The 26,778-nt window shown below is 70.7% G+C and carries 29 protein-coding genes and 1 riboswitch; of the genes, 16 read left to right on the top strand and 13 right to left on the bottom strand.

All coding sequences use genetic code 11. The annotated features are described in order from the left end of the window. Nucleotides 1-195: 195 nt before the first annotated feature. Nucleotides 196-603, top strand: a complete 408-nt coding sequence (locus ACIPEP_RS09745) for a tautomerase family protein (RefSeq protein WP_070416741.1) — start codon at nt 196-198, stop codon at nt 601-603. Between the two features lie 9 nt (nt 604-612). On the opposite strand, the gene ACIPEP_RS09740 is transcribed toward ACIPEP_RS09745, so the two are convergent. Together ACIPEP_RS09740 and ACIPEP_RS09735 are read right to left on the bottom strand one after the other, a co-directional pair. Beyond that, complete coding sequence (locus tag ACIPEP_RS09740) at nt 613-1,371, bottom strand: GntR family transcriptional regulator (RefSeq protein ID WP_070416740.1); 759 nt, start codon at nt 1,369-1,371, stop codon at nt 613-615. Between the two features lie 74 nt (nt 1,372-1,445). Beyond that, entirely contained in the window at nt 1,446-2,081 is a 636-nt protein-coding gene (locus tag ACIPEP_RS09735) for an exonuclease domain-containing protein (protein WP_083295392.1), read from the bottom strand. A 215-nt stretch (nt 2,082-2,296) separates the two neighbouring features. Between ACIPEP_RS09735 and ychF the strand changes: the two genes are divergently transcribed. Further along, a complete protein-coding gene (gene ychF / locus ACIPEP_RS09730) occupies nt 2,297-3,370 on the top strand; it encodes a redox-regulated ATPase YchF (RefSeq protein WP_402717134.1) in 1,074 nt (357 codons plus the stop codon). 33 nt (nt 3,371-3,403) lie between these two features. On the opposite strand, the gene ACIPEP_RS09725 is transcribed toward ychF, so the two are convergent. Beyond that, nucleotides 3,404-4,303 carry an LEM-3-like GIY-YIG domain-containing protein gene (locus ACIPEP_RS09725; RefSeq protein ID WP_402717133.1) on the bottom strand — a complete coding sequence of 300 codons (900 nt, stop codon included), beginning with the start codon at nt 4,301-4,303 and terminating at the stop codon, nt 3,404-3,406. A gap of 146 nt (nt 4,304-4,449) precedes the next feature. Here ACIPEP_RS09725 and ACIPEP_RS09720 point away from each other — a divergent pair, with 146 nt between their 5' ends. The 3 genes from ACIPEP_RS09720 (at nt 4,450) to ACIPEP_RS09710 (ending at nt 6,528) form a co-directional block, all read left to right on the top strand. Next, on the top strand, nt 4,450-4,839 hold the full coding sequence (locus ACIPEP_RS09720) for a DUF2510 domain-containing protein (protein ID WP_083403153.1): 390 nt from the start codon (nt 4,450-4,452) through the stop codon (nt 4,837-4,839). A 95-nt stretch (nt 4,840-4,934) separates the two neighbouring features. Then, the gene (locus ACIPEP_RS09715; protein ID WP_071294524.1) at nt 4,935-5,399 is read left to right on the top strand and encodes a phage tail protein; all 465 of its coding nucleotides are present in this window, start codon (nt 4,935-4,937) and stop codon (nt 5,397-5,399) included. A gap of 757 nt (nt 5,400-6,156) precedes the next feature. Continuing rightward, nucleotides 6,157-6,528 carry a hypothetical protein gene (locus ACIPEP_RS09710; RefSeq protein WP_402717132.1) on the top strand — a complete coding sequence of 124 codons (372 nt, stop codon included), beginning with the start codon at nt 6,157-6,159 and terminating at the stop codon, nt 6,526-6,528. A gap of 63 nt (nt 6,529-6,591) precedes the next feature. Here the strand turns inward: ACIPEP_RS09710 and ACIPEP_RS09705 are convergent, their stop codons facing one another. From ACIPEP_RS09705 to ACIPEP_RS09695, 3 genes are all read right to left on the bottom strand, one after another. Beyond that, nucleotides 6,592-6,879: a hypothetical protein gene (locus ACIPEP_RS09705; protein WP_071294526.1), complete on the bottom strand. Its 288-nt coding sequence runs from the start codon at nt 6,877-6,879 to the stop codon at nt 6,592-6,594. Nucleotides 6,880-7,111: 232 nt separating this feature from the next. Next, on the bottom strand, nt 7,112-7,738 hold the full coding sequence (locus tag ACIPEP_RS09700) for an HD domain-containing protein (protein WP_402717131.1): 627 nt from the start codon (nt 7,736-7,738) through the stop codon (nt 7,112-7,114). 83 nt (nt 7,739-7,821) lie between these two features. Continuing rightward, nucleotides 7,822-8,598 carry an isocitrate lyase/phosphoenolpyruvate mutase family protein gene (locus tag ACIPEP_RS09695; protein ID WP_261646333.1) on the bottom strand — a complete coding sequence of 259 codons (777 nt, stop codon included), beginning with the start codon at nt 8,596-8,598 and terminating at the stop codon, nt 7,822-7,824. Nucleotides 8,599-8,695: 97 nt separating this feature from the next. Here ACIPEP_RS09695 and ACIPEP_RS09690 point away from each other — a divergent pair, with 97 nt between their 5' ends. Together ACIPEP_RS09690 and ACIPEP_RS09685 are read left to right on the top strand one after the other, a co-directional pair. Next, nucleotides 8,696-9,577, top strand: a complete 882-nt coding sequence (locus ACIPEP_RS09690; RefSeq protein WP_402717130.1) for a helix-turn-helix domain-containing protein — start codon at nt 8,696-8,698, stop codon at nt 9,575-9,577. Between the two features lie 187 nt (nt 9,578-9,764). Beyond that, complete coding sequence (locus ACIPEP_RS09685) at nt 9,765-10,952, top strand: MalY/PatB family protein (RefSeq protein ID WP_402717129.1); 1,188 nt, start codon at nt 9,765-9,767, stop codon at nt 10,950-10,952. 98 nt (nt 10,953-11,050) lie between these two features. Here the strand turns inward: ACIPEP_RS09685 and ACIPEP_RS09680 are convergent, their stop codons facing one another. The 3 genes from ACIPEP_RS09680 to ACIPEP_RS09670 are packed head-to-tail and all read right to left on the bottom strand — an operon-like array spanning nt 11,051 to nt 12,636. Further along, the gene (locus ACIPEP_RS09680; RefSeq protein ID WP_402717128.1) at nt 11,051-11,836 is read right to left on the bottom strand and encodes a class I SAM-dependent methyltransferase; all 786 of its coding nucleotides are present in this window, start codon (nt 11,834-11,836) and stop codon (nt 11,051-11,053) included. 58 nt (nt 11,837-11,894) lie between these two features. Further along, nucleotides 11,895-12,095 (bottom strand): hypothetical protein, encoded by a 201-nt coding sequence (locus ACIPEP_RS09675; protein ID WP_071294532.1) that lies wholly within the window; start codon nt 12,093-12,095, stop codon nt 11,895-11,897. A gap of 43 nt (nt 12,096-12,138) precedes the next feature. Then, on the bottom strand, nt 12,139-12,636 hold the full coding sequence (locus tag ACIPEP_RS09670; protein ID WP_229085175.1) for a GNAT family N-acetyltransferase: 498 nt from the start codon (nt 12,634-12,636) through the stop codon (nt 12,139-12,141). Nucleotides 12,637-12,705: 69 nt separating this feature from the next. Here ACIPEP_RS09670 and ACIPEP_RS09665 point away from each other — a divergent pair, with 69 nt between their 5' ends. Next, entirely contained in the window at nt 12,706-13,593 is an 888-nt protein-coding gene (locus ACIPEP_RS09665; RefSeq protein ID WP_402717127.1) for a LysR substrate-binding domain-containing protein, read from the top strand. 19 nt (nt 13,594-13,612) lie between these two features. Here ACIPEP_RS09665 and ACIPEP_RS09660 read toward each other — a convergent pair whose 3' ends face one another. Genes ACIPEP_RS09660 through ACIPEP_RS09645 form a run of 4 tightly spaced genes read right to left on the bottom strand, consistent with a single transcriptional unit; the run spans nt 13,613 to nt 15,507 of the window. Continuing rightward, entirely contained in the window at nt 13,613-13,867 is a 255-nt protein-coding gene (locus tag ACIPEP_RS09660) for a hypothetical protein (RefSeq protein WP_402717126.1), read from the bottom strand. Continuing rightward, nucleotides 13,864-14,346 (bottom strand): FBP domain-containing protein, encoded by a 483-nt coding sequence (locus tag ACIPEP_RS09655; protein WP_070416724.1) that lies wholly within the window; start codon nt 14,344-14,346, stop codon nt 13,864-13,866. The genes ACIPEP_RS09660 and ACIPEP_RS09655 overlap by 4 nt, the downstream gene beginning before the upstream one ends. Nucleotides 14,347-14,381: 35 nt before the next feature. Continuing rightward, nucleotides 14,382-15,122: a M56 family metallopeptidase gene (locus tag ACIPEP_RS09650; protein WP_070416723.1), complete on the bottom strand. Its 741-nt coding sequence runs from the start codon at nt 15,120-15,122 to the stop codon at nt 14,382-14,384. Between the two features lie 10 nt (nt 15,123-15,132). After that, nucleotides 15,133-15,507 (bottom strand): BlaI/MecI/CopY family transcriptional regulator, encoded by a 375-nt coding sequence (locus ACIPEP_RS09645; protein WP_070416722.1) that lies wholly within the window; start codon nt 15,505-15,507, stop codon nt 15,133-15,135. 93 nt (nt 15,508-15,600) lie between these two features. Further along, a riboswitch (glycine riboswitch) is annotated at nt 15,601-15,703 on the top strand. 170 nt (nt 15,704-15,873) lie between these two features. On the opposite strand from ACIPEP_RS09645, the gene gcvT reads away from it, so the two are divergent. From gcvT to ACIPEP_RS09605, 8 genes are all read left to right on the top strand, one after another. Next, complete coding sequence (gene gcvT, locus ACIPEP_RS09640) at nt 15,874-16,992, top strand: glycine cleavage system aminomethyltransferase GcvT (RefSeq protein ID WP_402717125.1); 1,119 nt, start codon at nt 15,874-15,876, stop codon at nt 16,990-16,992. Nucleotides 16,993-16,996: 4 nt separating this feature from the next. Continuing rightward, nucleotides 16,997-17,374, top strand: coding sequence for a glycine cleavage system protein GcvH (gene gcvH / locus ACIPEP_RS09635; RefSeq protein ID WP_402717124.1), 378 nt, complete (start codon nt 16,997-16,999; stop codon nt 17,372-17,374). After that, entirely contained in the window at nt 17,371-20,295 is a 2,925-nt protein-coding gene (gene gcvP, locus ACIPEP_RS09630; protein WP_402717123.1) for an aminomethyl-transferring glycine dehydrogenase, read from the top strand. The genes gcvH and gcvP overlap by 4 nt, the downstream gene beginning before the upstream one ends. A 314-nt stretch (nt 20,296-20,609) precedes the next feature. After that, on the top strand, nt 20,610-22,238 hold the full coding sequence (locus ACIPEP_RS09625; RefSeq protein ID WP_070416718.1) for an ABC transporter substrate-binding protein: 1,629 nt from the start codon (nt 20,610-20,612) through the stop codon (nt 22,236-22,238). A gap of 231 nt (nt 22,239-22,469) precedes the next feature. Further along, nucleotides 22,470-23,399 (top strand): ABC transporter permease, encoded by a 930-nt coding sequence (locus tag ACIPEP_RS09620; protein WP_071294538.1) that lies wholly within the window; start codon nt 22,470-22,472, stop codon nt 23,397-23,399. Next, on the top strand, nt 23,389-24,339 hold the full coding sequence (locus tag ACIPEP_RS09615; RefSeq protein ID WP_070416716.1) for an ABC transporter permease: 951 nt from the start codon (nt 23,389-23,391) through the stop codon (nt 24,337-24,339). Before ACIPEP_RS09620 ends, ACIPEP_RS09615 begins: the two co-directional genes overlap by 11 nt. Continuing rightward, complete coding sequence (locus ACIPEP_RS09610; protein ID WP_070416715.1) at nt 24,336-26,078, top strand: ABC transporter ATP-binding protein; 1,743 nt, start codon at nt 24,336-24,338, stop codon at nt 26,076-26,078. The genes ACIPEP_RS09615 and ACIPEP_RS09610 overlap by 4 nt, the downstream gene beginning before the upstream one ends. Before the next feature lie 98 nt (nt 26,079-26,176). Beyond that, the gene (locus tag ACIPEP_RS09605) at nt 26,177-26,632 is read left to right on the top strand and encodes a PH domain-containing protein (protein ID WP_156794744.1); all 456 of its coding nucleotides are present in this window, start codon (nt 26,177-26,179) and stop codon (nt 26,630-26,632) included. The last annotated feature ends 146 nt before the right edge of the window (nt 26,633-26,778 follow it).

Raw genomic sequence — 26,778 nt, 5'->3', positions numbered from 1 at the left:
CCGCGGGGGGGGGGCCGGGGGGGGCCGGCCGCCCCCCCCCCCCCCCCGCCGGGGCGCCCCCCCCCCGCCCCCCCCCCCCCCCCCCCCCGGCGGGGGGGGGGGGGCCCCGCGGCCCCCCCGCCTCCCGTCTGCTCGTCCTGCCGTCGCAATCCATGTTAGTTTGTCAGGACAAAGTATCGACCTGCAGGAGGCACCATGCCGCTCGTCCGTATCGACCTCGCCACCGGCCGCACGCCCGAGGCCGTGCGTGCCGTCGCCGACGCGATCCACACCGCCATCGTCGACGTGTACGGCATCCCCGCACGCGACCGGTTCCAGATCGTCACCGAGCACCCGGCGCAGCAGATCATCGCCGAGGACGCCGGACTCGGGTTCGAGCGCACCGACGGCGTCGTGATGATCCAGGTCTTCACGCAGCGCGGGCGCGACCAGGCCGCGAAGCAGGAGCTCTACCGCGCGATCCACGACGGCCTCGCGGGGGTCGGTGTCGCGTCCGAGGACGTCTTCATCGGGTACGTCGAGAACGGCCCGGAGGACTGGTCCTTCGGCTTCGGCCGGGCGCAGTACGTGACGGGCGAACTCGGGGTCCCCTCGTTCGCCTGAGCGGGCCGCCTACTTGTCGACGAGCGTGACCTCGAACGAGTAGCGGTCCGGGCGGTAGCAGTGCACGCCGTACTCGACCGCGCGGCCCGAGGCGTCGTACGCGGTGCGGCTCATCGTGAGCACCGGGTCGCCGTCCTCGATCTCGAGCAGGCCGGCCTCCTCGTCGGTGACCGCTCGGGCGCCGATGCGCTGCTTCGCGACCCGCATGGTCACGCCGCGGCCGCGCAGGAGCTGGTACAGGCCGTGGGTCTGCAGGTCATCGTCGGTGATCTCGAGGAACTCCGGCGGCAGGTAGTTCTCGAGGATCGCCATCGGGACGTCCTCGGCGAAGCGCACGCGACGGATGTGGGCGACCGTGGTGCCCGGTGCGATGCCGAGCGCCTCGGCGACGGCGTCCGGGGCGGGCACGTCGTTGCGTTCGAGGAGCTTCGTCGCCGGCGCCTGCGACCCCTGTGCGAGGTCGTCGTAGAGGCTGGTCAGCTCGACCTTGCGGGTCACCGGGCCGTGCACGACCTGGGTGCCGATCCCGCGCCGGCGCACGAGCAGTCCCTTGTCGACGAGGTCCTGGATCGCCCGGCGGATCGTCGGCCGGGACAGCCCGAGCCGCTCACCGAGGGCGATCTCGTTCTCGAGGCGGGCACCCGGGGGCATCGCGCCGGAGCGGATCGACTCCTCGATGCGCGAGGCGACCTGGAAGTACAGGGGCATCGGACCCGACCGGTCCAGGTCCATGAACAGGTCGGACGGCAGCTGGCCTTCGTTGGTCATCGCGGTCCTTCAGCAGTAGGGATTGTCGTGACAATACCACCGGGCCCGCGGCGGACCGGCCAGCGTGGCCGTCGTCAGTCGGCGAAGATCATCGGGCGGTTCGACAGCCGGGGCTGCGCAGCCGTCCGCGGCTTCTCCGCTCGGGCCCGCACTGGAGCGATGGCGACCCGGACGGCCGCGCCGAGCGCCTCGACCGTGTCCGTCCCGTGGTGCCCGGCCGCGTGCACGACGATCGCCGCGCACGCCTCGGCGTCGGCGGCCGCGTCGTGGTGCTGGAAGCCCTCGTACCCGGCGGCCCGTGCCGCCATCGGCAGGCGGTAGGAGTCGAGCGTGTAGGTCTTGCGGGCGACCTGCAGCGAGCACAGCGAGTGGTGTTCCGCGAGGTCGATCCCCGTCGCCGAGCACCCACCGGCGATCACGCCCATGTCGAAGCGGGCGTTGTGCGCCACGAGGACGTCCCCGTCGGCGAACGCCACGATGTCCGGGTACTGCTGCTCCCACGACTTCGCCCCGACGACGTCCGACGCGACGATGCCGTGGATGCGGGTGTTCCACTCGAGGAAGGCGTCGTGCCCGAGCGGCGGCCGGATGAACCACGACGCCCGCTCGACGACCCTGCCCGCGCGGACCTTGACGAGTCCGACCGAGCAGGCGCTGGCAGGCGAGCTGTTCGCGGTCTCGAAGTCGATCGCGGTGAAGTTCAACGGCACGGTCCCGATCGTCGCACGCGGCGCCGACATCGCCGCAGAGCCCCTCGGCGTTGCGGCCGGGCCGGCCGTCCCAGCCGTCGGGCGTCGGCAGTCGACGGTCGGCCGTCCGCGTCGGGCTGTCGGACTGTCGGACTGTCGGACTGTCGGACTGTCGGACTGCCGGACTGGAGGCGCGGGTCGGCCCCGGCGGGCGGCCGCCGGTAGGCTGTCCTCCCGTGGCACTCACCATCGGAATCGTCGGTCTCCCGAACGTCGGCAAGTCGACCCTGTTCAACGCCCTGACCAAGAACCAGGTCCTCGCCGCGAACTACCCGTTCGCGACGATCGAGCCGAACGTCGGCGTGGTGAACCTCCCCGACCCGCGGCTGGACCAGCTCGCGACGCTCTTCAACTCCGAGAAGACCGTGCCGGCCCCCGTGTCGTTCGTCGACATCGCCGGCATCGTCAAGGGCGCGAGCGAGGGCGAGGGGCTCGGCAACAAGTTCCTCGCCAACATCCGCGAGGCCGACGCCATCGCGCAGGTCGTCCGTGGGTTCAGCGACGACGACGTCGTGCACGTCGCGAACAAGGTGTCGCCGAAGGACGACCTCGAGGTCATCAACACCGAGCTGATCCTCGCCGACCTCGAGACCATCGAGAAGGCGCTGCCGCGGTACGAGAAGACCGTGAAGCTGAAGCAGGCCGAGCCGATCGTGCTCGAGACCGCTCGTGAGGCCAAGGCAGCGCTCGAGCAGGGCACGCTCCTGTCCGCCACCTCGATCGACCTCGCTCCGATCGCCGAGCTCGGGCTCCTGTCGGCCAAGCCGTTCATCTTCGTCTTCAACGTCGACGAGGCGATCCTCACCGACGAGTCCCGCAAGGCCGAACTGGCCGCGCTCGTCGCGCCCGCCCAGGCCGTGTTCCTCGACGCACAGGTCGAGTCCGAGCTGATCGAGCTCGACCCGGCCGACGCCGCGGAGCTCCTCGAGAGCACCGGGCAGACCGAGTCCGGCCTCGACCAGCTCGCCCGCATCGGCTTCGACACCCTCGGGCTGCAGACCTACCTGACGGCCGGTCCGAAGGAAGCGCGCGCGTGGACGATCGGCAAGGGGTGGAAGGCACCCCAGGCTGCCGGCGTGATCCACACCGACTTCGAGAAGGGCTTCATCAAGGCCGAGGTCATCTCGTTCGAGGACCTCATGGCCGCCGGCTCCATCGCCGAGGCCCGTGCGCACGGCAAGGCCCGGATCGAGGGCAAGGACTACGTCATGCAGGACGGCGACGTGGTGGAGTTCCGCTTCAACAACTGACCCGTCGTCCGGGTTGTGCGCCTCGGTCCGTCCTCAGCGGGCGTAGGGCCAGTAGCGGAACGTCGACTGCTCGCCACGCCTCTTCTCCGGCAGGCGGTGGCCGTACGCGCCGACCGTCTCCTCGAACAGTGCTCCGTCGCTCACGACCTCGAAGCGGAAGCCGCTCCGGCGATGAGTGCCCGACCCTTGGTGCTGCCACGAGCCCGGGACGATCCGGAGGAGTGCGCGAGTCACGCCGCGATGCGCTGCGACGGCGTACTCGATCCCGTGGCGCTCGACCGTGGCTTCGGAGAACTTGAACCACTTCGACGCCGATTGCCCGATCTCCTGGGAGTGCTTCTCGCGCTCCGCTCGCGGGAGCCAGTCCGCCTTGTACCCGTAGCCGTCCAGTTCGGAGCCGTCGAGCGCCTCCTCGCGACTGCTGGTCCACGCGCCGAGCGAAATGATGAGCAGGGGTTCGTCCGTCTCGAGCGGCGGCGCTGACATCTCGTCGAGAAGGTCCTGGAGTCGCATGATGCCGTGCCCCTTGGCCGACTCTCGTCGTGCGTTCGTGAGCTGGGCGGCTTGGCCTCCGGGAAGCCGCACGGTTCCTGTGGCCCGTGCGAGGACCGGCATCGAGCGGAGTAGGTCGATGCACGCGGCCTCGACAGACGTGTACTCGACCTCGGATCGCATGCCGTAGCGGACGATCCAGATCTCCGGTTCAGCGCCGAGTTCCCGGATCGCCTTGATCTTGGCGATCTTGTTGCTCGGGGTCTCGGCGCTGTCCGTGAGCAGCGCTTCCCTCCCGTGGGAGGCGAAACGTTCGCCCTTTCCCTTCCCGACGTAGAAGGGCACACCCGTCGCGGGATCGACGAGCATGTAGACGTAGAGTCCAAGCTCGTTCGCTACCTGCTGCTGCACGCTTGGGTCGATCGCGGTCTGCACTGCCATGGTTCTTCCCCCGATTTGTTGATGTTTACTCAAAGAGCCTAGGGCACGATGTTGGTGAGCGTGACCAACGCGCGGCTTCGCCGGACGGTGCTGGGGGATTTGCAGTGCCGTCGCCGGAATCGATCGCACGCCGCCAGGATGGGTACATGACGAACGCGCAGGCGGGCTGGTACGACGACGGTTCCGGGACGATGCGGTGGTGGGACGGCTCCGCGTGGACGGAGCAGGTGCAGCCCGCGGCAGCGCCGTCACCGGGACTCGGCGGGGTGATCGACCGTATCCAGGCCGAGGCCTCCGCCGGTGGGCAGCCGCGCCCTGCTCCAGCCGGTATGAGCTACGTCGTCCTGCAGGTGGTGCTCAAGGAGAAGTTCTTCGGTACCGGGTCCGGCAACCTCACGGAGCTCGAGCGGGCGATCAACGCGCAGGCGGCGCTCGGGTACCGGCTGCACACGATCACCACGTCGTCCTCGGGCAGCACAGGCTTCGGCGGCGGCGACCGGATCCAGGCGACGATGGTCTTCGAGAAGCTCGTCTGACCGCAACCGCGGATGCGTGCGTCGGACCGGCTGGCTTGGCGTCTGTTCGCATCGCCGCGCTAGGTTGGCGCTGAGTCCATCGCCGAGGAGGCCCCATGTCGTACGTCGTCGACTTCGAACACGTGTCCACCGTCGGGTTGGAGTCATCGCCGGTCGCTGATGCCCTCGCCGGGCTCCGGGCGAACGAGGCGCGCTACTTCAAGAACAAGTACGACCACGTCTTCACCACCCACCCCGCCGAGGATGTACCCGACCTGGTCGACTACGTCACGAAGGTCCTCCAGGAGGAGCGGGGGCTGGTCATCGCCTCGAAGCCGCTCGAAGCCACCGAGGCCTTCGTCGACGGGATCCGCTGGACCCACGTCTTCTACGAGTCCGGACTCGCGGTCAACGTCCTCTACACGCTGGAGCCGGGCGGCAAGCGAGCGGTCGGGTTCAAGCTCTCGGACGGCATGGAGGTGCCGGAGGAGCTGGCGGACAAGTTCAAGTTCGCGCGGCAGAAGTCGAAGCTCGCGGGGACGATCCGCGGTTCGTACTTCGTCGTCAAGGGCGAGTACTGATCCGTCCCGCTCAGAGGGGCACCGCCTCAGTGATGAGGGCGGCGCTGCGTTCGACGAGCATCGGGGCACCTCCAGATCACCACCATGGGGGTGGGTAGTCGATCCGCCCGTACATTCCGAATGTTCGCGGCCGTCGAGGCGTCTGCGCGAGCATCGAGTGACTGCGATGGAGAGGACGGGACTTGCACGATGCCGATGAAGATCATGAGTGCGCTCCTGCACGGAGCGAGTGTCGGGCTGTCGGGCGACACCACCAGGCTGCGAGCGATGCGGACGATCTTGACGGAGCGGCGGAGCGCGGCGCTCGGTCGGGCTCCCGGGAAGACGGAGAGAACGACGTCTTCGCGGTAGCTGCTGCCGGACTGTTCAGCGGGCCCATTGCTTCTCCGCGAGCGCTCCGCGACGACGACCTCGTGGTCGGGGGGTCAGCTCGGCAGCTGATCGACTGCCACCTCCGTTCCGAAGCCGTCGCGGCGGACGCGATCGAGCGCGTGAGCCGCGCGGAGTCCGCAGCAGTGGTGATCGGTGTCATCGGTGCGCAAGTGCTGACGGTCGGTGCGCTCGCGGGTGCGGTCGTCCTGATCTCCGTGGGGTCGACGGCCTCAGGGCTGATCGCGATCGTGCCCGGAGTCCTGGCGGCGGCGTCACAGCTCGTCGCTGCCGCACGCCGCCGCGCTCGCGTCGGTTTGGCCACAGAACGCGCTTGCTCGGCCCACGCGCATCACGCCCACCTACCGTCGAGAGGCTAGGAGGCAACGTGAAGTACATCCACTACGACGGCAGCCAGATCCTCACGGGGGACGCGATCGCCGATGCGGTCGCGGACTACGCGGCGATCCTCGGTGCCAACGGCAGGACCGACACCGTTGCGATCCCCGCGGTGGCCGACGACGGCTCGGTGACCCGGACGACGGTGCTGATCGGCCCCGCGAGCGAGCTGACCGTGAGCGCGGCGCCCGACGACGAACTCGAGCCCGAGGACCACGCGTTCATCCGGCGGCTGCGGGACGCTGCGGAGCGAGCGGGGACGGAACGGCCGGTGGACGTCGACGGCGGGCACCGCTTCGCCGACGCCGACGAAGCGAACACGGCGGACGCGGACACGGCGGCCGCGGACAGGGCCGACTGACCCGACACACGACGAAGGCCGCCGAGCAATGCTCGGCGGCCTTCGTGTGTGTCGTGCTGGGGCTCAGGCTGCGAGTGCCAGTTCGCCGACGCGGACGGACTGCGCCTGCACGAGCGTGCGGCTCGCCTCGCCGCGCCACGAGCGACCGGGCACGGTCCAGCCGGCCTCGCCGTCGATGTCGACGCGGGCGCCACGGGTGATGAAGAGACCGAGGTCGTCGGCCGGGATGCGGACGAGGTACTCGCGCTGCGAGCGCTCGTCGCGCACACCGAACTCGGCGATGCGGTCGGGGGAGACGGTCGGCGCCGCGAGGGCGGTGCCGGTGATGGTGATTCGTTCGTTGCTGGTCATGGTGTTGCGGTACTTCCTGGTCGTTCGGCGCCCAGGGCGACTCGGTGTCGGCGGACGGCTGAGTCCGGCGCGACGCATCGAGTGCGGGGCGCGCACGTCGAGCTTCGACGTGCAGCTCGTCCGTTCGGATCGAGCGGTGGTCTCGTGGGAATGCGACTCGGGTGAGTCGGCTTCGAGACGGTTCGGTGTGCGCGAGTCAGATGGGTTCGCTGCAGTGCACCAAAAAAACACTCTACTCGACGATGCCCGGATTGTCCAGGAACGATGTCCAGCGGCTCCCACCGGCAGCGACGTTGCCCGAGCCGTCGAGTCTGGCGGCGGAGGACGACGGCTTGCGACCGGCCTGCTCGTGGATCAGCCCGTCGAACGCCTCGGAGAAGTCGAGGCGGGGGACTGCCGCGGTGACGGCGAGCAGGTCTGACGCCGTCCACCGGGCGAACCCGGCCCCGGAGACGTCGAGCGAGGTCGCGACCTCGAGCAGGTGTCCCTCGACGTCGAGCGCGGGGTCGACTGACGTCCACATGTGGCGCTCGATCACCTCACCGACCCGACGGGCACGGGCGACGTCCCACCCGGCACCGAGGGCGAACACGCTGCCGACAGCACCGCCGGCGTCCTCGAACGGCACGGCGTGGGCGTCGAAGGACGGCGTCACACCGAGGTCGTGCAGCATCGTGGCGACGAACAGCAGCTCACGGTCCGGTTCGAGCTCGATGGTCGGTGCGAGGAGCGACGCCCACGCCCACGAGCGCAGGCAGTGGTTCACCAGCGCCGGCGAGGACCACGCGCGCACGACATCGAGCGCCCGCGCGGCCACGGGGGAGGGCGGTGCGAGCAGCGCGTCGACGTCCAGGGTCATGGCAAGAAGGTATCGGAGGCGACCGACCGACGGACGGGAGGCGCGGTGCCAGCTGGCACCGCGCCTCCAGGCCGCCTGTTGGTTCAGTTCAGGGTCGGGGTGTCCTCCGGCACGACGCCACCGCCGTACAGGTCGGTCGCCAGGTCGCGCAGCGCGCGGAGCGCGACGCGCTGCGTCAGCGGGCCGTACGAGATACGGGCGACCCCGAGGGCCTCGTACTCGGCGGCGGGCAGGGCGCCCGGCAGCCCGATCACGGACAGCTTGCCGCGACCGAGACCCGCGACGAGCTGCTCCACGACGTCACGCTGGATGGCTCCCGGCACGAACACCAGCGCGGCGCCGTTGTCGAGGAACGCCTTGCCGCGGGCGATCGCGTCGGCGATGCTCTCCTCGATCGGGCGGTCCCCGCCGCGGGCGATGGCGTCGGTGCGGGCGTTGAGCTGGAAGTCGATGCCCTCGGCCTGGGCGGCGGCGGTGATGGCGGCGACCCGGGCGACGGCCTCGTCGAACGGGCGGAGGCGGTCCTCGACGTTCGCGCCCACGATCCCCGCAGCGATCGCGCGGCGGATCGTCTCGGCCGGGTCCTCGTAACCGTCGTCGAGGTCCGCCGTGACGGGCAGGTCCGTGGCGGCGGCGACGATCGCGGCGCCCGACAGTGCCAGGTCGAGCGGCATCCCGCCGTCGTCGTACCCGTGCGAGGCGGCGATGGAGTGCCCGGCGGTGGCGATCGCCTTCGTCTCCGGAAGGTCGCTGACGACCTTCGCGCTGATCGCGTCCCAGACGTTGACGACGCGGAGGATCTCCGGTGCTTCGTGCAGCTGCTTGAGGGTGGTCGCCTTGTCGGCGGTGCTCGTGCTCATGACGCAGACAGTAGGCCGACCAGCCCGGGCAGGGATCATCGTGTCCGTCGCGCGACGTCACCGTAGCGTCGAGGACACCACCAGGAAGGACACCGACATGGAGCGTTGGAACGAGGCGATCGCCGCGGTCGAGGAACACCTCGACGGCGGCCCGGACGACACCGTGCTCGACGTGGACGAGCTCGCGCGCATCACCGGGACGAGCGAGTACCACTTCCGGCGCGTGTTCTCCGCGCTCGCCGGGATGCCGCTGTCCGAGTACGTCCGACGTCGGCGGATGACGCTCGCCGCGGCCGTCATCGCCTCGGGGACGACGACCGTCTCGGACGTCGCCGCACGCTTCGGGTACGGCTCGGCCGATGCCTTCGGGCGGGCGTTCCGCGCCGTGCACGGCATCGGGCCGCAGGAGGCGCGCGAGCCCGGCGCCGTCCTCCGGTCGCAGGGTCGGCTGTCCTTCCGTCTCACCGTCGAAGGGAGCACTCCCGTGCAGTACCGCCTCGTCCAGAAACCCGCCTTCCGTCTCGTCGGACGCTCGACCCGTGTCCCGCTCGTGTACGAGGGGCCGAACGACGCGATCCAGGCGTTCGAACGCAGCATCACCCCCGAGGACCGGGAGCGCATCGCCGGACTGTCCGACCAGGAGCCGTCGGGCGTGCTGTCGGTGTCCGATGCGTTCACCGAGGGCCGCGCGGACGGCAGTCTCCTCCGTTACTCGGTGGTCGCCGCCACCTCGGTCGAGAGCGCACCGGGCCTCGACGTCATCGAGGTGCCGGCTGCGACGTGGGTCGTGTTCTCCGGCTCGGGAGCGGTGCCCGAAGCGATCCAGGCGCTGTGGCCGCAGGCGTTCGGGGAGTGGTTGCCCGCCAACCCGTACCGTCTGGTGGCGGCGCCGGAGATCGCTCGTGTCCGGCTCGCACCCGGCGGTCGTACCGCGGAGGCCGAGCTCTGGCTCGCGGTCGAGCCCGAGTCGGGGGCGTGACGCGCATCTGCTGAGCAGCAATGGTCGGGTCGGCGCAGGCAACCCGACCATTTCTGCTCACGATGCGATCCGCGGCCCCGGCGCGCGGGCCGGCCCGCGCCCCGCGCGCGCCCGGGCCGGCCCGCGCACGACGCAGGATGACGGCCGGACTCGCGCCGCGCCTCCAGTCCGATGCATGCTGGGACGCATGGCGCACGACGAGGAGGACCCGGTCGGCACCCTGCGAGGGGTCCGCACGAGCATCAAGTGGACGCGGTACGCGCCCGACGTGCTGCCCCTGTTCGTCGCCGAGATGGACCACGAGGTCGCGCCGGCGATCCGGCAGGCGCTCATCGAGCGGGTGCAGCAGTCCGACCTCGGGTACCTCGACGGGCCCGGGCCGCTCGCACCGGCGTTCGCCGCGTTCGCGAAGGACCGCTGGGACTGGGACGTCGACCCCGCCCGGGTCTCCCTCGCCACGGACGTCAGCGTCGGGATCGTCGAGTCGCTCCGCCTCGCGCTGCCGGACGGCGGCCGGGTCGCGATCACGCCGCCGGTGTACCCGCCGTTCTTCGAGCTCGTCGAAGAGGCCCGATGTCAGGTGGAAGAGGTCCCGCTGCTCGAGCAGTGGGGCGTCTACCGGCTCGACCTCGAGGGCCTCGAGCGCGCCTTCGCCGACGGCGTCCGCGTCTTCCTGCTCTGCAACCCGCACAACCCCGTCGGCCTCGTGCACGACCACGACGACCTCGTGGCGCTCGCCGAACTGGCCGCACGGTACGACGTCCTCGTCATCAGCGACGAGATCCACGCACCGCTGACGCACCCCGGTGTCCGCTTCACCCCGTTCGCCGCGGTGGCCGAGCCCGCAGGTGCGCGGAGCATCTGCGTCACGAGCGCGAGCAAGGGCTGGAACCTCGCCGGGGTGAAGTGCTCGATCATCGTCGCCGGGGACGCACGGACGGCAGCGCTCCTCGACACGCTCTGGGAGGAGGTCGCCTGCCGCACGAGCATCCTCGGGTTGCACGCGAACCTCGCGGCGTTCAGCCTGGCGACGGACTGGCTCGACGACGTGGTCGCCCGGATCGTCGCGAACGAGCGGTTGCTCGGCTCCCTCCTCGCGGAGCACCTGCCCGGCGTCGTGTACACCCGGCCCCGCGCCGGCTACCTGGCGTGGCTTGACTTCCGCGGCATCGGGCTCGGGGACGACCCGGCCGTGCCGCTCCGGGAGCACGCCTACGTCGCGTTGAACTCCGGCCTCGGGTTCGGATCGCAGGGCCGCGGGTTCGCGCGGCTCAACCTGGCGTGCTCGCCGGACACGCTGCGCGAGGCGGTGCTGCGGATCGCGGCGGCCTACCCGTCGAGTGCGCAGGAGGGGCTGGTCTGGCACGTCGTGTGAGCGGCGGGCTGGTGTGGGCCGTCAGCTGCTGGCTGTCGGCTGTCGGCTGTCGGCTGTCGGCTGTCGGCTGTTGCCGTCGGCCTGGAGGCGCGGGTCGGCTACTCGGGTCGGCGCGCCTCGATGAGGTGCCGGGCTGAGGACGCCACGAACGGTCCGTCCCGCTGGATCAGCTCGTGCAGGTCGCGCAGACGGTCGCGGTACCGCTCGACGCTGAAGTCCGGCACCCACCAGATCACCTTCCGCAGCAGGTAGACCACCGCCGCGACGTCGCGGATCTCGATGCGGGTGCGAGCGGTCCGGAGGTCCACGACCTCGAGGCCGGCGGCGCGCGCGGCGTCTGCCTCGTCGTCGTGGTGTCGCCCCCGACGCTCGATCGGCTTCGGGCCGAGGAAGAACTCGATGAGCTCGAACACGCTCGCCGGGCCGACGTGCTGGGCGAAGTAGGTGCCTCCGGGGGCGAGTACCCGGGCGATCTCGTCCCAGTGGATCGCGGCGGGGTGCCGGCTCGTCACGAGGTCGAAGGCGCCGTCGGCGAAGGGCAGCGGTGGTTCGTCCGGGTCAGCGACGACGACCACTCCGCGCGGGTGCAGGAGCCGAGTGGCGGCGGCGACGTTCGGCGCCCAGGACTCCGTCGCGACCGCGGTGGCCGGGAACGCCGTGGCCTCGGCGAGGACCTCACCACCGCCGGTCTGCACGTCGAGGCTGGCGGAACCGGGGACCTCGGCGAGGCGGCCGAGTCGCTCGCCGAGCAGCTTCGCGTAGCCCCACGGCGGGCGCTCCTCGGTGGCGCGGCCGTCGAGCCACGAGAAGTCCCAGCCGGTGACGTCGGCGGCTTCGCCGATCGCGATCAGGTCGTCCAAGGTCGTGGTGCTCACGCGGTCCATGGTGGCGTCTCCCCGGCGAGGGCGCCAGCTCGTCGCAGCTGCCCGCTGACGGGGAGCGTCAGGCTACGTACTGGTTGCGTCCGACGACGCGGATCGTCAGGTCGACCTCGCGCGCGGGCACCTCTTCGGTGAGCCCGATCCACTCGCGGGCGACGAACCCGACGGAGGGCCACCGGGTGACCTCGGTCACCAGGAACCCGTCGATGAACACCTGCCACGCGCCGCGTTCGCGAACGGCCTGCACCTCGTGTGTCGCCATGCCGCGAGCGTACCGGGTCGGTACCGCTCCCTGGCGGCTCCGCTCAGAGGTCGAGTGTCATGTGGACGTCCGCGCGGGCGTAGGGGCTGGGCGCGACCTCGTCGTGGCCGAGGTGCCGGAACCCGAACGCCTCGTACAGGTGCACGGCGCTGGCCAGCTGCGCGTTGCTCTCCAGCACCACCCGGTGCGCACCGATCGCCCGGGCACGTTCGAGCGCCGCGGCGATGAGCTTCCGGCCGGTGCCGTGCCCCTGGTGCTCGGGCGAGACGGCCATCTTGACCAGCTCGAACACCCCGGGCCCGACGGGCGCGATGCCGACGCATCCGATGACCGGCCCGTCCGATCCGAGCCGTGCGACGAAGGCGGCGCCGCCGGGCTCGACGATCTGGCCGAGCGGGTCGCCGAGGAGCTTGCGGTCCTCGTCCTCGAGCGTGAAGAACCGGCTGATCCACGCCTCGTTGAGGACGCGGAACGCCTCGGCGTCGGCAGCGGAGGCGATGTCGGTGATGAGCACGGCGTCGGTGGTGGTCGCATCGGGCATGCACCCATCATCGGACGCCGTGCCGAGTCCCGTCCAATACTCGTTCGCGCGGATCGATACGCTGTGTGCATGGATCGTGAGCCCGACGTCGACCTCCGGCAGCTCCGGGCGTTCCTCGCCGTGGCCGACGAACTGCACTTCGGACGTGCTGCCGAGGCGCTCCGGATCGCGCAGCCGGCACTGTCGCAGCAGATCCGGCGGACGGAACGGGCGCTCGGCGTCGACCTCTTCGTGCGGACGAGCCGCAGCGTCGCGCTCACCCCGGCCGGACGGGTGCTGCAGGGCCGGGCACGATCGCTCCTGCAGCAGGCGCGCCGGGACCTCGACGAGACCGTGCGGGTGGGCCGGGGCGAAGCGGGTCGGCTCGACGTCGGGTTCGTCGTCTCCGCGCTGCCGCTCGGTCCGATCGAACGCGTGCAGGTGTTCCGGGAGCGTTACCCGCTCGTCCGCGTGGAACTCACCGAGGGCTACTCGTCGACCCTGCTCGCGCGGATCGTCCGCGGGGAGCTCGACCTGGCGATCGTACGAGATCCCGATCCCGACCCGGCCGTGCGCTTCCTGCCGTTCCGCAGCGAGCGCTTCGTGGCAGCGGTCCCGCGTGGGCACCGGCTCGCGGCGCGGGCATCGATCCGGGGACCGGAGCTCCTCGACGATCCGTTCGTGTTCTTCCCGGCGGAGGCCGGATCGGTCGCGACCGAACGCAACCTCGCCCCGGTGGTGTCCGGCGCCCGGCGACCCGTCATCGTGCAGGAGGCCACCACCTGGGCCACGGTGCTGCACCTGGTCGGCGCCGGCCTCGGGGTGACGGTCGCGCCGGAGAGCGCCACGCTCGCCGCTCCGGACACCGTCGTGCTGCTGCCGCTCGAGGCGGACGACCACCGGAGCGAGCTGGTCTGGGCCGCCCGCGCGGACGACGACCGCGAGATCCTGCGGAACTTCATCGCCGCGACGGAGTGAGTCCGCAGCGCCGGGCCCCTCACGCCAGCGGCAGCACCGGTACCCGCTGGTCCCCGAGCTCGTCCACCCGCCAGGGTCGAGTTCCGCGGAGCGTCAGGCCGAGCTGCGCGAGCACGAAGCCCACGTGCGGTTCGACGTCCGGGTCCCACGGCCCCTCGACGCCGAGCCCGAACGCGCCGAGCTCGTCGTCGGCCTCGTCCCGCAGGGTGAGGCGCCACCGGCCGTCCCCGAGTTCCTCGACGACGGCCCACCGGGCGGTGCTGAACCGGCTCACGCGGTCTTCGCCACGTCCTCGGTGAAGTTCCGCACCCGCTGCAGGAGCGCCTCGCCGCGCATCGCGATCGTCGCCGGCGGGTTGAGGTGCGGCGGCGCGGTGCGGATCAGCATCGGGCACCCGAGGTCCTCGCAGATGTAGGAGCCGATGGTGTTGCCGTTCCGCCCCGATTCTCCGGCACGCGCGGCCGAGAACAGGCGGACCTGCGTCGCCGGCTGCGGGGAGTGGCAGAACGAGCACATCGCCGCGATCCCGGGGCGGAGGGACCCGCCGGCGGAGCGTACGACGATCCCGACCGGGCGGTCGTCGATCCACGACACGATGTAGCCGCGGCGGGCGGCCTGCGGGTCGCGCCACCCGAGGAACTCGCGCTCGTCCCACAGCGTCTCGTGCAGGCCGGGGATGGGCAGCTGGGCGAGTTCGTCCGGGGTGGCGTTGACGAACGACGAACGGATGTCTGCTTCGGTCAGTGGCTTCACGGTGCCATCACCATATGCCCCACCGCCGACACGCGTCAGGACCCCAGACGGGAGGCGCGGATCGCCCCGAGCGCGCTCGTCCCGTCCGCCACCAGGACGGCTCGCCGCAGCGCGTCGCGTCCGACACGTCGTGCGGCCGCGTCGTCGGCGGCGAACTCCACGAGGACGCGCGTCGAGCGCGCCATGGCGCGCGCACCGGGGATCCACGGGACCGCACGCTCGATCGACTCGGCGATCCCGACCGCGACCGCGTGGCGCTGGGTCAGGTGCGCGCGTTCGTGGGCGACCACGGCCTCCAGTTCGTCGGTGCGCAGACGGTCCGCGAGCCCGGTGCTCACGAGCACGCCGCCGGACCTGCCGGGGACGGCGCAGGCGAGTGCGTGGTCCGCCTCGAGGACGGACACCGGCGTGCCGTCGATCTCGCGGTGCGGTGCCGCGCCGGAGCGCATCGCCTCGCGAACGGCCTCGTGCTCGGGGCCGGGCCGGACCCGGACCGCGATCACGAACGCGAGCACGGCGAGCAGGGCGACCCCGACGTTGAGGCCGTGCGTGGGGGAGCCGCCGAAGCCCATCGGGTCGGTGATCGGGCGGTTCGCCACGACGAGCAACGTGATGCCCGCGACGAAGCCGACCACGCCGAGCAGCACCGCCACCGACCAGCACACCAGCGCGGTTCGCGGCCGGTCGATCGTCCACGCGGAGCGGGTCAGGACCCGGGGCGCGAGCACCACGACCGCCAGGGCGAGCGCGATGAGGACGACTCCGGTGACGACCACGGCGGATCCGTCAGGAACGGGCTCGGGCGTCGAGGGCGCGGCGGATGACGTCGAGGTCGTCGGAGGCGAGCGAGCCGGTGAACTGCAGCAGGGCGGCTTCGCGGTCGGTCGCGGCAGCGAGGGCGTTCGACATGAGGGAGGCGGTCTGCTCCTCCCTGCTGTTCGTCGCACGGAAGGTGAGCGGTGCGTCGTCGTGCTGCTGCCGCTCCACCCGGCCCTTGCGACCGAGGCGGTCGAGCACGGTGAGCACGGTCGTCAGTGCGGGCCGGGGTTCCGGGAAGGCGTCGAGCACCTGGCGCGCGCTGAGCCCGCCGTCCGCCGACCAGAGCGCGTCGAGCACCGCCTGCTCGAGCTGCCCGCGGGGGCGTGATCGCTGACCTGCCATCCCCGCATTCTACGAGATGTCGAACCACGGGGTCCGTCACATGCCCGAAACGCGGGGTCGGTATGATCGGCCCGACAACTGAAGACCGGCCGTTCATCCGTCGCGGGAGACGTCGTGCGGTGCCCTGGGCACCCAGCACGGCACCGAAGGAGCAATCCCCCCGACAATCTCTCAGGTCCCACACCGCAGCGGACAGGCCACTCTGAAAAGCAGCCACGATGCCCCCACCGGGTCGGTCCGTGGCTCGCCCACGGTGAAAGCCGCCGGACCTCACGGGCCGCGGTGAAACTCTCAGGCCCATGACAGAGGGGGAGTTCCGCCCGACGACGGTCGTCGGGTCCTGCCGATGCCAGGAGAACTCCGCCCATGCCAACGTCCCCACTGCGCTCGTCGCCGCTGGAGCCCGCCCACGAAGCCGCCGGCGCCACCTTCACCGACTTCGCCGGGTACCGGATGCCCGTCCGGTACTCGTCCGACCTCGCCGAGCACCACGCCGTGCGTCAGGCCGCCGGTGTCTTCGACCTCTCGCACATGGCCGAGGTCGGCGTCACCGGTCCGCAGGCCGTGGCCTTCCTCGACCATGCACTCGCCGGGTCGTTCGGCGCGATGCCGGTCGGACGGGCGAAGTACTCACTCCTCCTCGCCGAGGACGGCGGCATCCTCGACGACCTCGTCGTCTACCGCACCGAAGAGGACGTCTTCCTCGTCGTCGCGAACGCGTCGAACCGGCAGGTCGCGGTGGACGCCCTGACGGCACGGGCCGACGGCTTCGACGTCGAGGTGTCGGACGACTCGGACACCACCGCACTGGTCGCGATCCAGGGCCCGGCCGCTGCCGGGACGCTCGACGCGCTCGTCGTCGCCGACCGGCTCCAGCCGGAGAGCCCCCTCGACGAGCTCGGGTACTACCGGGCGCTGCACGCGGTGTTCGACGGCGCCGAGGTCCTCGTCGCCCGCACCGGCTACACCGGCGAGGACGGCTTCGAGGTCTACAGCGACCCGTCCGTCGCCGGAGCGCTCTGGGACGCCCTGCTCGAGGCCGGCGCCGACCGCGGGGTCGTGCCCGCCGGACTCGCCGCCCGCGACACCCTCCGGCTCGAGGCGGGCATGCCGCTCTACGGGCACGAGCTCGGCACCGACGTCCGTCCCGCCCAGGCCGGCCTCGGCCGGGTCGTGGCCAAGGACGGCGACTTCGTCGGTGCCACCGGCGTCACCCCGTCGGACGACGCCCGCGTGCTCGTCGGCCTGGTCACCGAGGGCCGCCGGGCCCCGCGTGCCGGGTACGACGTCGTGCAGGACGGCGTCGTCGTCGGCACCGTCACCTCCGGCGCGCTCTCGCCGACCCTCGGCCACCCCGTCGCGATGGCGTTCGTCGACCCGGCACTCGCCACCGAGGGACAGCTCCTCCACATCGACGTCCGCGGAACGGCCATCCCCAGCACCGTCACCGCCTTCCCCTTCTACCGCCGCGCCTCGAAAGGCTGATGCAATGACCGACCAGACCGCACTCCAGTACACGGCCGACCACGAGTGGCTGCTCGTCGAGGGCGACACCGTCACGGTCGGCATCACCGACCACGCCGCCGAACAGCTCGGTGACGTCGTCTACGTCGAGCTCCCCGCCGTCGGCACCGCCACCACCGCGGGCGAGCAGATCGGCGAGATCGAGTCGACCAAGAGCGTCGGCGAACTCTTCGCCCCGATCGAGGGCGAGGTCGTGTCGATCAACGACGCCGTCGTCGACGCCCCCGACACCGTCAACCAGGACCCGTTCGGCGCCGGCTGGCTCGTCAAGATCAAGGTGGACGGCACCTCCTTCCCCGAGGACCTCATGGACCACGACGCGTACCGGGCGTCCATCGCATGACCGGCGACCTCCAGAACCTCCAGACGTCCTTCGCCGACCGCCACATCGGCACCACCCCGGCCGACCAGCGGACGATGCTCGACGCCGTCGGCCAGCCGTCCCTCGACGCCCTCGTCCGCGCCGCGATCCCCGAGGCGATCCACGCGGCGCCGACCGTCCACTCGGGCATCCCCGCGGCGATCGGCGAGACCGAGGCGCTCGCCGAACTCCGCGCCAAGGCCGCCCGCAACACCGTCCGTCGCGCCATGATCGGGCTCGGGTACCACGGCACCCACACCCCCGCGGTGATCCAGCGGAACGTGCTCGAGAACCCCAGCTGGTACACGGCCTACACGCCGTACCAGCCGGAGATCTCGCAGGGCCGGCTCGAGGCGCTCATCAACTTCCAGACCATGGTCTCGGACCTGACGGGCATGGCGACCGCCGGCGCCTCGATGCTCGACGAGGGCACGGCCGTGGTCGAGGGCATGCTCCTCGCCCGCCGGGCGTCCAAGGTCACGGGCGACGCGTTCCTCGTCGACGCCGACCTGCTGCCGCAGACCCGTGCGCTGCTCCACCACCGTGCCGAGGCCGTCGGCATCGCCCTGCGCGGGTTCGACGCCGTGGCCGGACCGACCGACGAGCAGCTCGACGGTGCCTTCGGCGTCATCGTGCAGTACCCCGGTGCCTCCGGTCGGATCGTCGACCCGTCGTCGGTCATCGAGCGTGTGCACGCCGGTGGGGGCATCGCGGTCGTCGCGGCGGACCTCCTCGCGATGACGCTCCTCGCCAGCCCCGGCGACCTCGGCGCCGACGTCGCCGTGGGCACGAGCCAGCGCTTCGGCGTCCCGCTCGGCTTCGGTGGCCCGCACGCCGGGTACCTCGCCGTCCGTGCCGGCCTCGAGCGCCAGCTGCCCGGCCGCCTCGTCGGGGTGTCCTTCGACGCCGACGGGCAGATGGCCTACCGCCTCAGCCTGCAGACCCGCGAGCAGCACATCCGCCGCGAGAAGGCGACGAGCAACATCTGCACCGCGCAGGTCCTGCTCGCCGTGATGGCCTCGATGTACGCGGTGTACCACGGACCCGAGGGGCTCCGCTTCATCGCGGGCCGCGTCGCCCGGACGACGTCGGCGCTCGCCGGGGCCGCCCGTGACGCCGGGCTCGAGGTCGTGCACGACGCGTTCTTCGACACGCTCACCCTCCGCGCGCCCGGACGCGCCGAGGCACTCGTCGCCGCGGCCCGTGACGCGGACCGCCTGCTGCACCTCGTCGACGCCGACACCTTCCAGCTGTCCGTCGACGAGACGACGACGCCCGAGGACGTGACGGCCCTCGCCGTCGTGTTCGGCGCGGTCGACGCGACCGTCCCGGCGACGGAGACCGCCGTGCGGGACGCGGCCGCGCGCCTCCCGTCCGATCTGCTGCGGAGCAGCGAGTACCTGACGCACCCGGTCTTCAGCGCCCACCGCAGCGAGACCCGCATGATGCGCTACCTCAAGCACCTCGCCGACAAGGACTACGCGCTCGACCGCGGCATGATCCCGCTCGGCAGCTGCACGATGAAGCTCAACGCGGCGACCGAGATGGCTGCCGTGACGTGGCCGGAGTTCGCGAACATCCACCCGTTCGCGCCGCGCGACGACGTCGAGGGCTACCTCGACATGATCGGCGACCTCGAGTCCTGGCTGGCCGAGGTCACCGGGTACGACACGGTCTCCCTGCAGCCGAACGCGGGCAGTCAGGGCGAACTCGCCGGACTCCTGGCGATCCGCGGGTACCACCGGTCCCGCGGCGACGAGTCCCGCACGGTCTGCCTCATCCCGTCGAGCGCGCACGGCACGAACGCCGCGTCGGCCGTCCTCGCCGGCATGCAGGTCGTCGTGGTCGCCTGCGACGAGAACGGCAACGTCGACCTCGACGACCTCCGTGCGAAGACCGAGCAGCACGGCGACCAGCTCGCCGCGCTCATGATCACGTACCCGTCCACGCACGGCGTCTACGAGCACGACATCCGCGAGATCTGCGCCGCCGTGCACGACGCCGGTGGCCAGGTCTACGTCGACGGCGCGAACCTCAACGCGCTGCTCGGCCACGCTCGGTTCGGCGACTTCGGCGGGGACGTCTCGCACCTCAACCTGCACAAGACGTTCTGCATCCCGCACGGTGGCGGCGGGCCCGGGGTCGGTCCGGTCGCGGCGAAGTCGCACCTCGCACCGTTCCTGCCGGGCCACCCGTTCGCGCAGGACGCCGACCGTCGCACCGGCTCCGTGCGCGCCGAGGGTTCCGACCGCGACGCGCACGCCGGTGGCCCGGTCAGTGCAGCGCCGTACGGCAGCCCGAGCATCCTGCCGATCACGTGGACGTACGTCCGGATGATGGGGCTCGAGGGGCTCACCCGTGCGACCGAGGCCGCGGTGCTCGGGGCGAACTACATCGCCGCACGCCTGCGCGACGCGTTCCCGGTGCTCTACACGGGGGAGTCGGGTCTCGTCGCGCACGAGTGCATCCTCGACCTCCGCCCGCTCCGGGACACGACGGGCATCACGGTGGACGACGTCGCGAAGCGCCTGGTCGACTACGGGTTCCACGCCCCGACGATGTCGTTCCCGGTCGCGGGCACGCTCATGGTCGAGCCGACCGAGAGCGAGGACCTCGCCGAGCTCGACCGTTTCGTCGACGCGATGCTCGCCATCCGTGCCGAGGCCTCGGCGGTCGAGCGTGGGGAGTGGCCGGCGGACGACAACCCGCTCGTGCACGCCCCGCACACCGCGTCGTCGGTGATCTCGGGGGAGTGGACGCACGCCTACACCCGCGAGCAGGCGGTGTACCCGCTGCCGGGCATCAGCGCCCGGAAGTACTGGCCGCCGGTGCGCCGGATCGACCAGGCGTACGGCGACCGGAACCTCGTGTGCGCCTGCCCGCCGGTCGAGGCGTTCGCCTGATCCCGAGCCCGCGTAGCGTGTGCCCCGTCCGGTGTCCCGGGCGGGGCACACTGCTGTGCGCGGGCAGGCAGTCGGCTTGCACAGAGTTGTGCATGGACGCAAGCATTTCGATGCGGTTGCAACAATCTCGCCCCGGCGTCCGCGATCCGCCCGAATCTTGCATCCTCTCGCAAGGATCGTGCAACTTGGTTTCCGATTTGTAACCGATCTCCCCTGGGCTTGGTGAGCACTCCCCACACTGCCTACAGTGCAAAGGTCAAACGTGGCGAGCAGGCACCCGTGCGCCCGCCGCGTCCCATGCACCAGGAGGAATCTTGATCAAGAAGCGCGCTGGGCTCGCAGCCCTCGCCGTGCTCGGGGCCACAGCAATCGCCCTGGCCGGCTGCTCCAGCAACAGCAGCAGTGGAGGTGACAAGGCGGGCTCGACGAACGCGTCCGGCATCGTCACCACCAACGGCAACGAGCCCCAGAACCCGCTCATCCCCTCGAACACCACCGAGGTCGGCGGCGGCAAGATCATCGACTCGATCTTCGAAGGCCTGGTGTCCTACGACGCCAAGGGCAAGCCGGTGAACGAGGTCGCGAAGAGCATCGACACCGATGACTCGAAGACGTTCGACATCAAGCTCAACACGGACTACACCTTCACCAACGGCGAGAAGGTCACGGCCGAGTCGTTCACGAAGGCGTGGAACTGGGCCGCCCAGTTCTCGAACAAGCAGGGCGCGAGCTACTTCTTCGAGAACATCGAGGGCTACGACGCCACGAAGGACTCCGAGCTCACCGGCCTCAAGGTCGTCAGCGACGACGAGTTCACCGTGACGCTCAAGTCGGCGCAGTCGGACTTCCCGCTGTCGCTCGGCTACTCGGCGTTCGTGCCGCTGCCCTCGGAGTTCTACAAGGACACCAAGGCCTTCGGCGAGAACCCGATCGGCAACGGCCCGTACAAGCTCGACGGCAAGGGTGCGTGGACGCACAACCAGTCGATCAAGCTCGTCACCAACAAGGACTACGAGGGCAAGCGCAAGCCGAAGAACGGTGGCCTGACGGTCACGTTCTACACCTCGCAGGACACCGCGTACTCCGACGCGCAGGGCGGTAACCTCGACGTCCTCGACGCCGTGCCGGACAGCGCCTTCGCGACCTACAAGTCCGACTTCCCGGACTCGAACGTCAACCAGGCCGCCGCGATCTTCCAGGCGATCTACCTGCCCTACTACCTCGACCACTGGAAGGGTGAAGAGGGCAAGCTCCGCCGCGAGGCGATCTCGATGGCGATCAACCGCAAGCAGATCACCGACAAGATCTTCGACGGCACCCGCACCCCGGCCAAGGACTTCACCTCCCCGGTGATCGCCGGCTGGAACGACGACCTCGACGGTTCGGACGTCCTGACCTACGACAAGTCGAAGGCCAAGGAGCTGTGGGCCGAGGCCGACAAGATCTCGAAGTACAACGACACCCTCACCATCTCGTACAACGCCGACGGCGGACACGAGGCGTGGGTGACCGCGGTCACGAACTCGATCTCGAGCACGCTCGGCATCAAGGCCGAGGGCAAGGCGTACCCGACGTTCGCCGAGGCCCTCGCGGTCCAGACGGACGACAAGCTCACGGGCGGCAGCCGTACCGGTTGGCAGGCGGACTACCCGTCGCTGTACAACTTCCTCGGCCCGACCATGGGTGACGGCTCGTCGAGCAACTACTCGCGCTACGACTCGGCCGAGTACAACGAGCTCCTCCAGAAGGGCCGTTCGGCCGCGACCGTCGAAGAGGGCAACAAGTTCTTCGACCAGGCGCAGGAGCTCCTGTTCAAGGACCTCCCGGAGATCCCGCTGTGGTACTCCAACGTCACCGGCGTGTGGAACGCGGACACCGTGTCGAACGTGAAGTTCGGCTGGAACTCGGTGCCGCTGTACTACGACGTCGAGGTCAAGAAGTAACCTCAGTCTCCTCGTGAGACACATCGCGGACGGGTATCCTGCTCCGCGACCACCGGACGGGGGTTCGGGAGCCCACCAGGCTCCCGAGCCCCCGTACCTCGGCGGCAACACCTTCCCCCACCACAGCGGGCGCCGCCGCCCGCACCGGACTCCCGTGCCGACCCGCGGACCGTCCACCCCTCACGACATGAACCTGAACGACATGCGCGTCCCGAACCAGGCAGGGATCTGATGGCCTGGTACCTCGGCAAGCGCCTCCTGCAACTCATCCCCGTGTTCTTCGGGGCCACGTTCCTCATCTACTTCATGGTGTTCTCCCTGCCGGGTGACCCGATCGCCGCCCTGTTCGGTGACCGTCAGCCGTCGCCGCAGGTCATCGAGCAGCTGCGCCAGCAGTACAACCTCGACAAGCCGTTCATCATCCAGTACCTGCTCTGGATCGGCGGCGTGTTCCGCGGCGACCTCGGGCTGACCTACTCGGGTCTGCCCGTGAGCTCGCAGCTCGCGCAGGCCTTCCCGATCACGGCTCGCCTCGCGATCCTCGCCCTGCTGTTCGAGTCGATCGCCGGCATCGTCGTCGGTGTCATCGCCGGTCTCCGCAAGGGCAAGCTCTTCGACGCGACCGCCCTGGTCGTGAGCCTCCTGCTCATCTCGGTCCCGACGTTCGTGGTCGGCTTCCTGCTGCAGTACGTCCTCGGCATCAACCTCGGCCTGTTCCGGGTCACGGTGTCGGGTCAGGCGCCGTGGTCCGAGCTCGTCCTGCCCGCGATCGTGCTGGCGTCGGTGTCGTTCGCGTACATCGTCCGCCTCACCCGCGCGAGCGTCGCCGAGAACGTGTCGGCCGACTTCGTCCGCACCGCGACCGCGAAGGGGCTCCCGCGCCGTCGCGTGGTGGGTGTGCACATCTTCCGCAACTCGCTCATCCCCGTGGTGACCTACCTGGGTGTCGACATCGGCAACCTGATGGTCGGCGCGGTCGTCACCGAGGGCATCTTCAACATCCACGGTGTGGGTGGCACGGTGTTCCAGGCCGTCAAGCTCGGCGAGGGTCCGACCGTCGTGTCGTTCGTCGCCGTGATGGTCATCATCTTCATGCTCGCCAACCTCCTGGTCGACCTGCTCTACGCCGTCCTGGACCCGAGGATCCGCTATGCCAAGTAACGCCGCACCCCGCTCGGCGACGCACTACGTCGCCCCGCTCGAGGAGACCCCGCTCCAGGCGGTCGACCAGGTCAACGAGGACGAGAAGACCCGTTCGACCTGGAGCGACGCCTGGGACTCGATGCGGACCCGTCCGATGTTCTGGGTGTCGTCGGTCCTCATCCTGCTGATCGTCCTCGTGGCGCTCTTCCCGGGCCTCTTCGCCCACGTCGACCCGCGTGCGGCGGACCTGGCGAAGAGCAACGAGGGACCCGAGGCCGGCCACATCCTGGGCTTCAACCGCCAGGGCAACGACGTCTACGCCCGCACCATCTGGGGCACGCGCAACTCGCTCATCGTCGGTGTCGTCGCGACCGTCCTCGTGTCGATCGTCGGCATCGTGATCGGTGCCCTCGCCGGCTTCTTCGGCGGGTGGCTCGACACGATCGTGTCCCGCATCGGTGACATCTTCTTCTCGATCCCGACGGTCCTCGGCGCGATCGTGATCATGTCCGTGATCCCCGCGCGGAACGCCCTGACGGTGTCGCTCGTGCTGGCCGTGTTCGCGTGGCCGCAGATCGCCCGCATCATGCGCGGCGCCGTGCTCAGCGCGAAGCAGTCCGACTACGTGACGGCCTCGGCCGCGCTCGGTGTCAGCCGCTTCACCACGCTGGTCCGCCACGTCGTCCCGAACTCGCTCGCACCGGTCATCGTCGTCGCGACGGTGTCCCTCGGCACGTTCATCGTCGCCGAGGCCACGCTGTCCTTCCTCGGTATCGGACTGCCGCAGTCGGCGCTCAGCTGGGGTGTCGACATCGGCAACGCCCAGGCGTCGATCCGCACCGCGCCGTCGACCATCTTCTGGCCGTCCGCCGCCCTGTCCATCACCGTGCTCGCGTTCCTCCTCCTCGGTGACGTGGTCCGCGACGCACTCGACCCGAAGGCGAGGGCCCGCCGATGAGCGAGACACTGACCCAGCCGAACGCCAGCCGTACCGGCGGCTCCGGTGCGCCCCTGCTCGAGATCACCGACCTCGAGGTCGGCTTCAAGACGCAGAACGGCTTCGTCCAGGCGGTCCGCGGCGCCAGCTTCACCCTCGAGCAGGGCGAACGGCTCGCGATCGTCGGCGAGTCCGGCTCCGGCAAGTCGACGAGCGCCCAGGCGATCATCAAGCTCCTGCCCGGCACCGGCCAGGTCACCGGCGGGTCGATCAAGTTCAACGGGCGCGAGCTCGTCGGCCTGAGCGACAAGGAGATGTCGGAGATCCGCGGGAAGGAGATCGGCTACGTCCCGCAGGACCCGATGTCGAACCTCAACCCGCTGTGGTCGATCGGCTTCCAGGTCGAAGAGGCCATCAAGGCCAACGGCATCGCGACCGGCAAGCACGCCATCCGTGCCCGTGCGGTCGAGGTCCTGCAGGAAGCCGGCCTCGGCGACGCGTCGACCCGCCTGAAGCAGTACCCGCACGAGTTCTCCGGCGGCATGCGGCAGCGCGTGCTCATCGGCATCGGTCTGTCGAGCCGCCCGAAGCTGCTCATCGCCGACGAGCCGACGAGTGCGCTCGACGTCACCGTGCAGCGCGTGATCCTCGACCACCTCGAGACCCTCACCCGCGACTTCGGCACCTCCGTCCTGTTCATCACGCACGACCTCGGCCTCGCTGCCGAGCGCGCCGAGAAGCTCGTCGTGATGTACAAGGGCCAGGTCGTCGAGGCCGGGCCCTCGAAGGAGATCCTGGCGAACCCGCGGCACCCGTACACGCAGCGCCTCGTCGCCGCGGCACCGTCGCTCGCGAGCCGTCGCATCCAGTCCAAGGTGCAGCACCAGCGCGTCGACATCGCGGACGTCGGCAGCGACGACGCCGAGCTCCTCGCCCGCGCCCAGGAGCGCGAGCAGGCACCGGCGAAGGACCTCATCGTGGTGAAGAACCTCGAGAAGGTCTACAAGCTGCGCGGCAAGAACCTCGCCTCCCGCGAGCTGAAGGCCGTCGACGACGTCTCGTTCTCGATCCCGAAGGGCACCACCACGGCGCTCGTCGGCGAGTCCGGTTCGGGCAAGTCGACCGTCGCGAAGCTCGTCCTGCAGCTCGAGGCCATCACGAGCGGCACGGTCCAGTTCGACGGCATCGACATCGGCGCGCTGAAGGGCAAGGACCTCTTCGACTTCCGCCGCCGCGTGCAGCCGGTCTTCCAGGACCCGTACGGCTCGCTGGACCCGATGTACAACGTCGGGAACACGATCGCCGAGCCGCTGCACACGCACAAGGTGGGCGACAAGGCGTCCCGCCGGGCCCGCGTGCTGGAGCTGCTCGACCAGGTCGCGCTGCCGAAGTCGATGGTCAACCGCTACCCGAACGAGCTCTCGGGCGGGCAGCGGCAGCGCATCGCCGTGGCGCGAGCCCTCGCGCTCAAGCCCGAGGTCATCGTGCTCGACGAGGCGGTCTCCGCGCTCGACGTGCTCGTGCAGGGCCAGATCCTCGACCTGCTCACCGAGCTGCAGTCCGAGCTGGGCCTGACCTACCTGTTCATCACGCACGACCTGGCCGTCGTCCGCCTCGTGGCGGACAACGTCTGCGTCATGCGCAAGGGACAGATCGTCGAGAAGGCGACCACCGACGAGGTCTTCGCCAACCCGCGTGAGCAGTACACGAAGGACCTGCTGGACGCCATCCCCGGCGCCGGGTTCGAGTTCGGACGCTGATCCCGCTGGACACGAACGAGGCCGGACGCACCGTCGTCCTCCGCGCTGGCCGCGGAGGCGCGGTCGCGTCTGGCCTCGTCGCGTTCCTGGCGCTGTTCATGCTCGGCGACGCCGCGGTGCGGGGGAGCTGGGACGTCGTCCTGCACGCCGTCGGTCCCCTCGCCGCGCTCGTCTGGGTGCTCTGGGTGCTCACCTTCCGCCCGCACGTACGGATCACCGACGACGCGATCACGGTGGTGAACCCGCTCCGGTCGACGACGGTCCCGTGGGGCGCCGTCGAGGACGTCCGGATGCGCTGGCAGATCGTGCTCGACCTCGCCGACGGCCGCCGGGTCACCTGCTGGGGTGGTCCGTCGCTGCCGCGGCCGAAGCCGACCCGACGCGGGGAGCCCCGCGTGCTGCGGCAGCCGGACGAGTTCGTCGCGGTCCGCGACCGCTGGTCGGAACGGCACGGGCGCACGCCCGACGCCCCCGTCGTCCGGGGCTGGGACGTGCCGGCCGTCGCGTCCGGCATCGCCGTGTTCGCCCTCTGCGTCGTCGCGATCGTCGTCTGAGACGTCCCGACAGGAGGGACGGGAGGCGCGGGGGCCCCCGGCCCCCCCCCCCCCCGCCCGCCCCGGACCCGCGCCGCGGGGGGGGCCCGCGGCCCGCGCCCCCGTGGGGGCCCCGGCGCGAGGGCGCGGGGGCGCCAACCGGCGGC

It is taken from the genome of Curtobacterium sp. NPDC087082, assembly GCF_044745045.1.
In the GTDB taxonomy this organism is placed as follows: Bacteria; Actinomycetota; Actinomycetes; order Actinomycetales; family Microbacteriaceae; genus Curtobacterium.
Note: the sequence above shows the minus strand (reverse complement) of the source record. Positions and strands in the feature narration are given on the sequence as shown.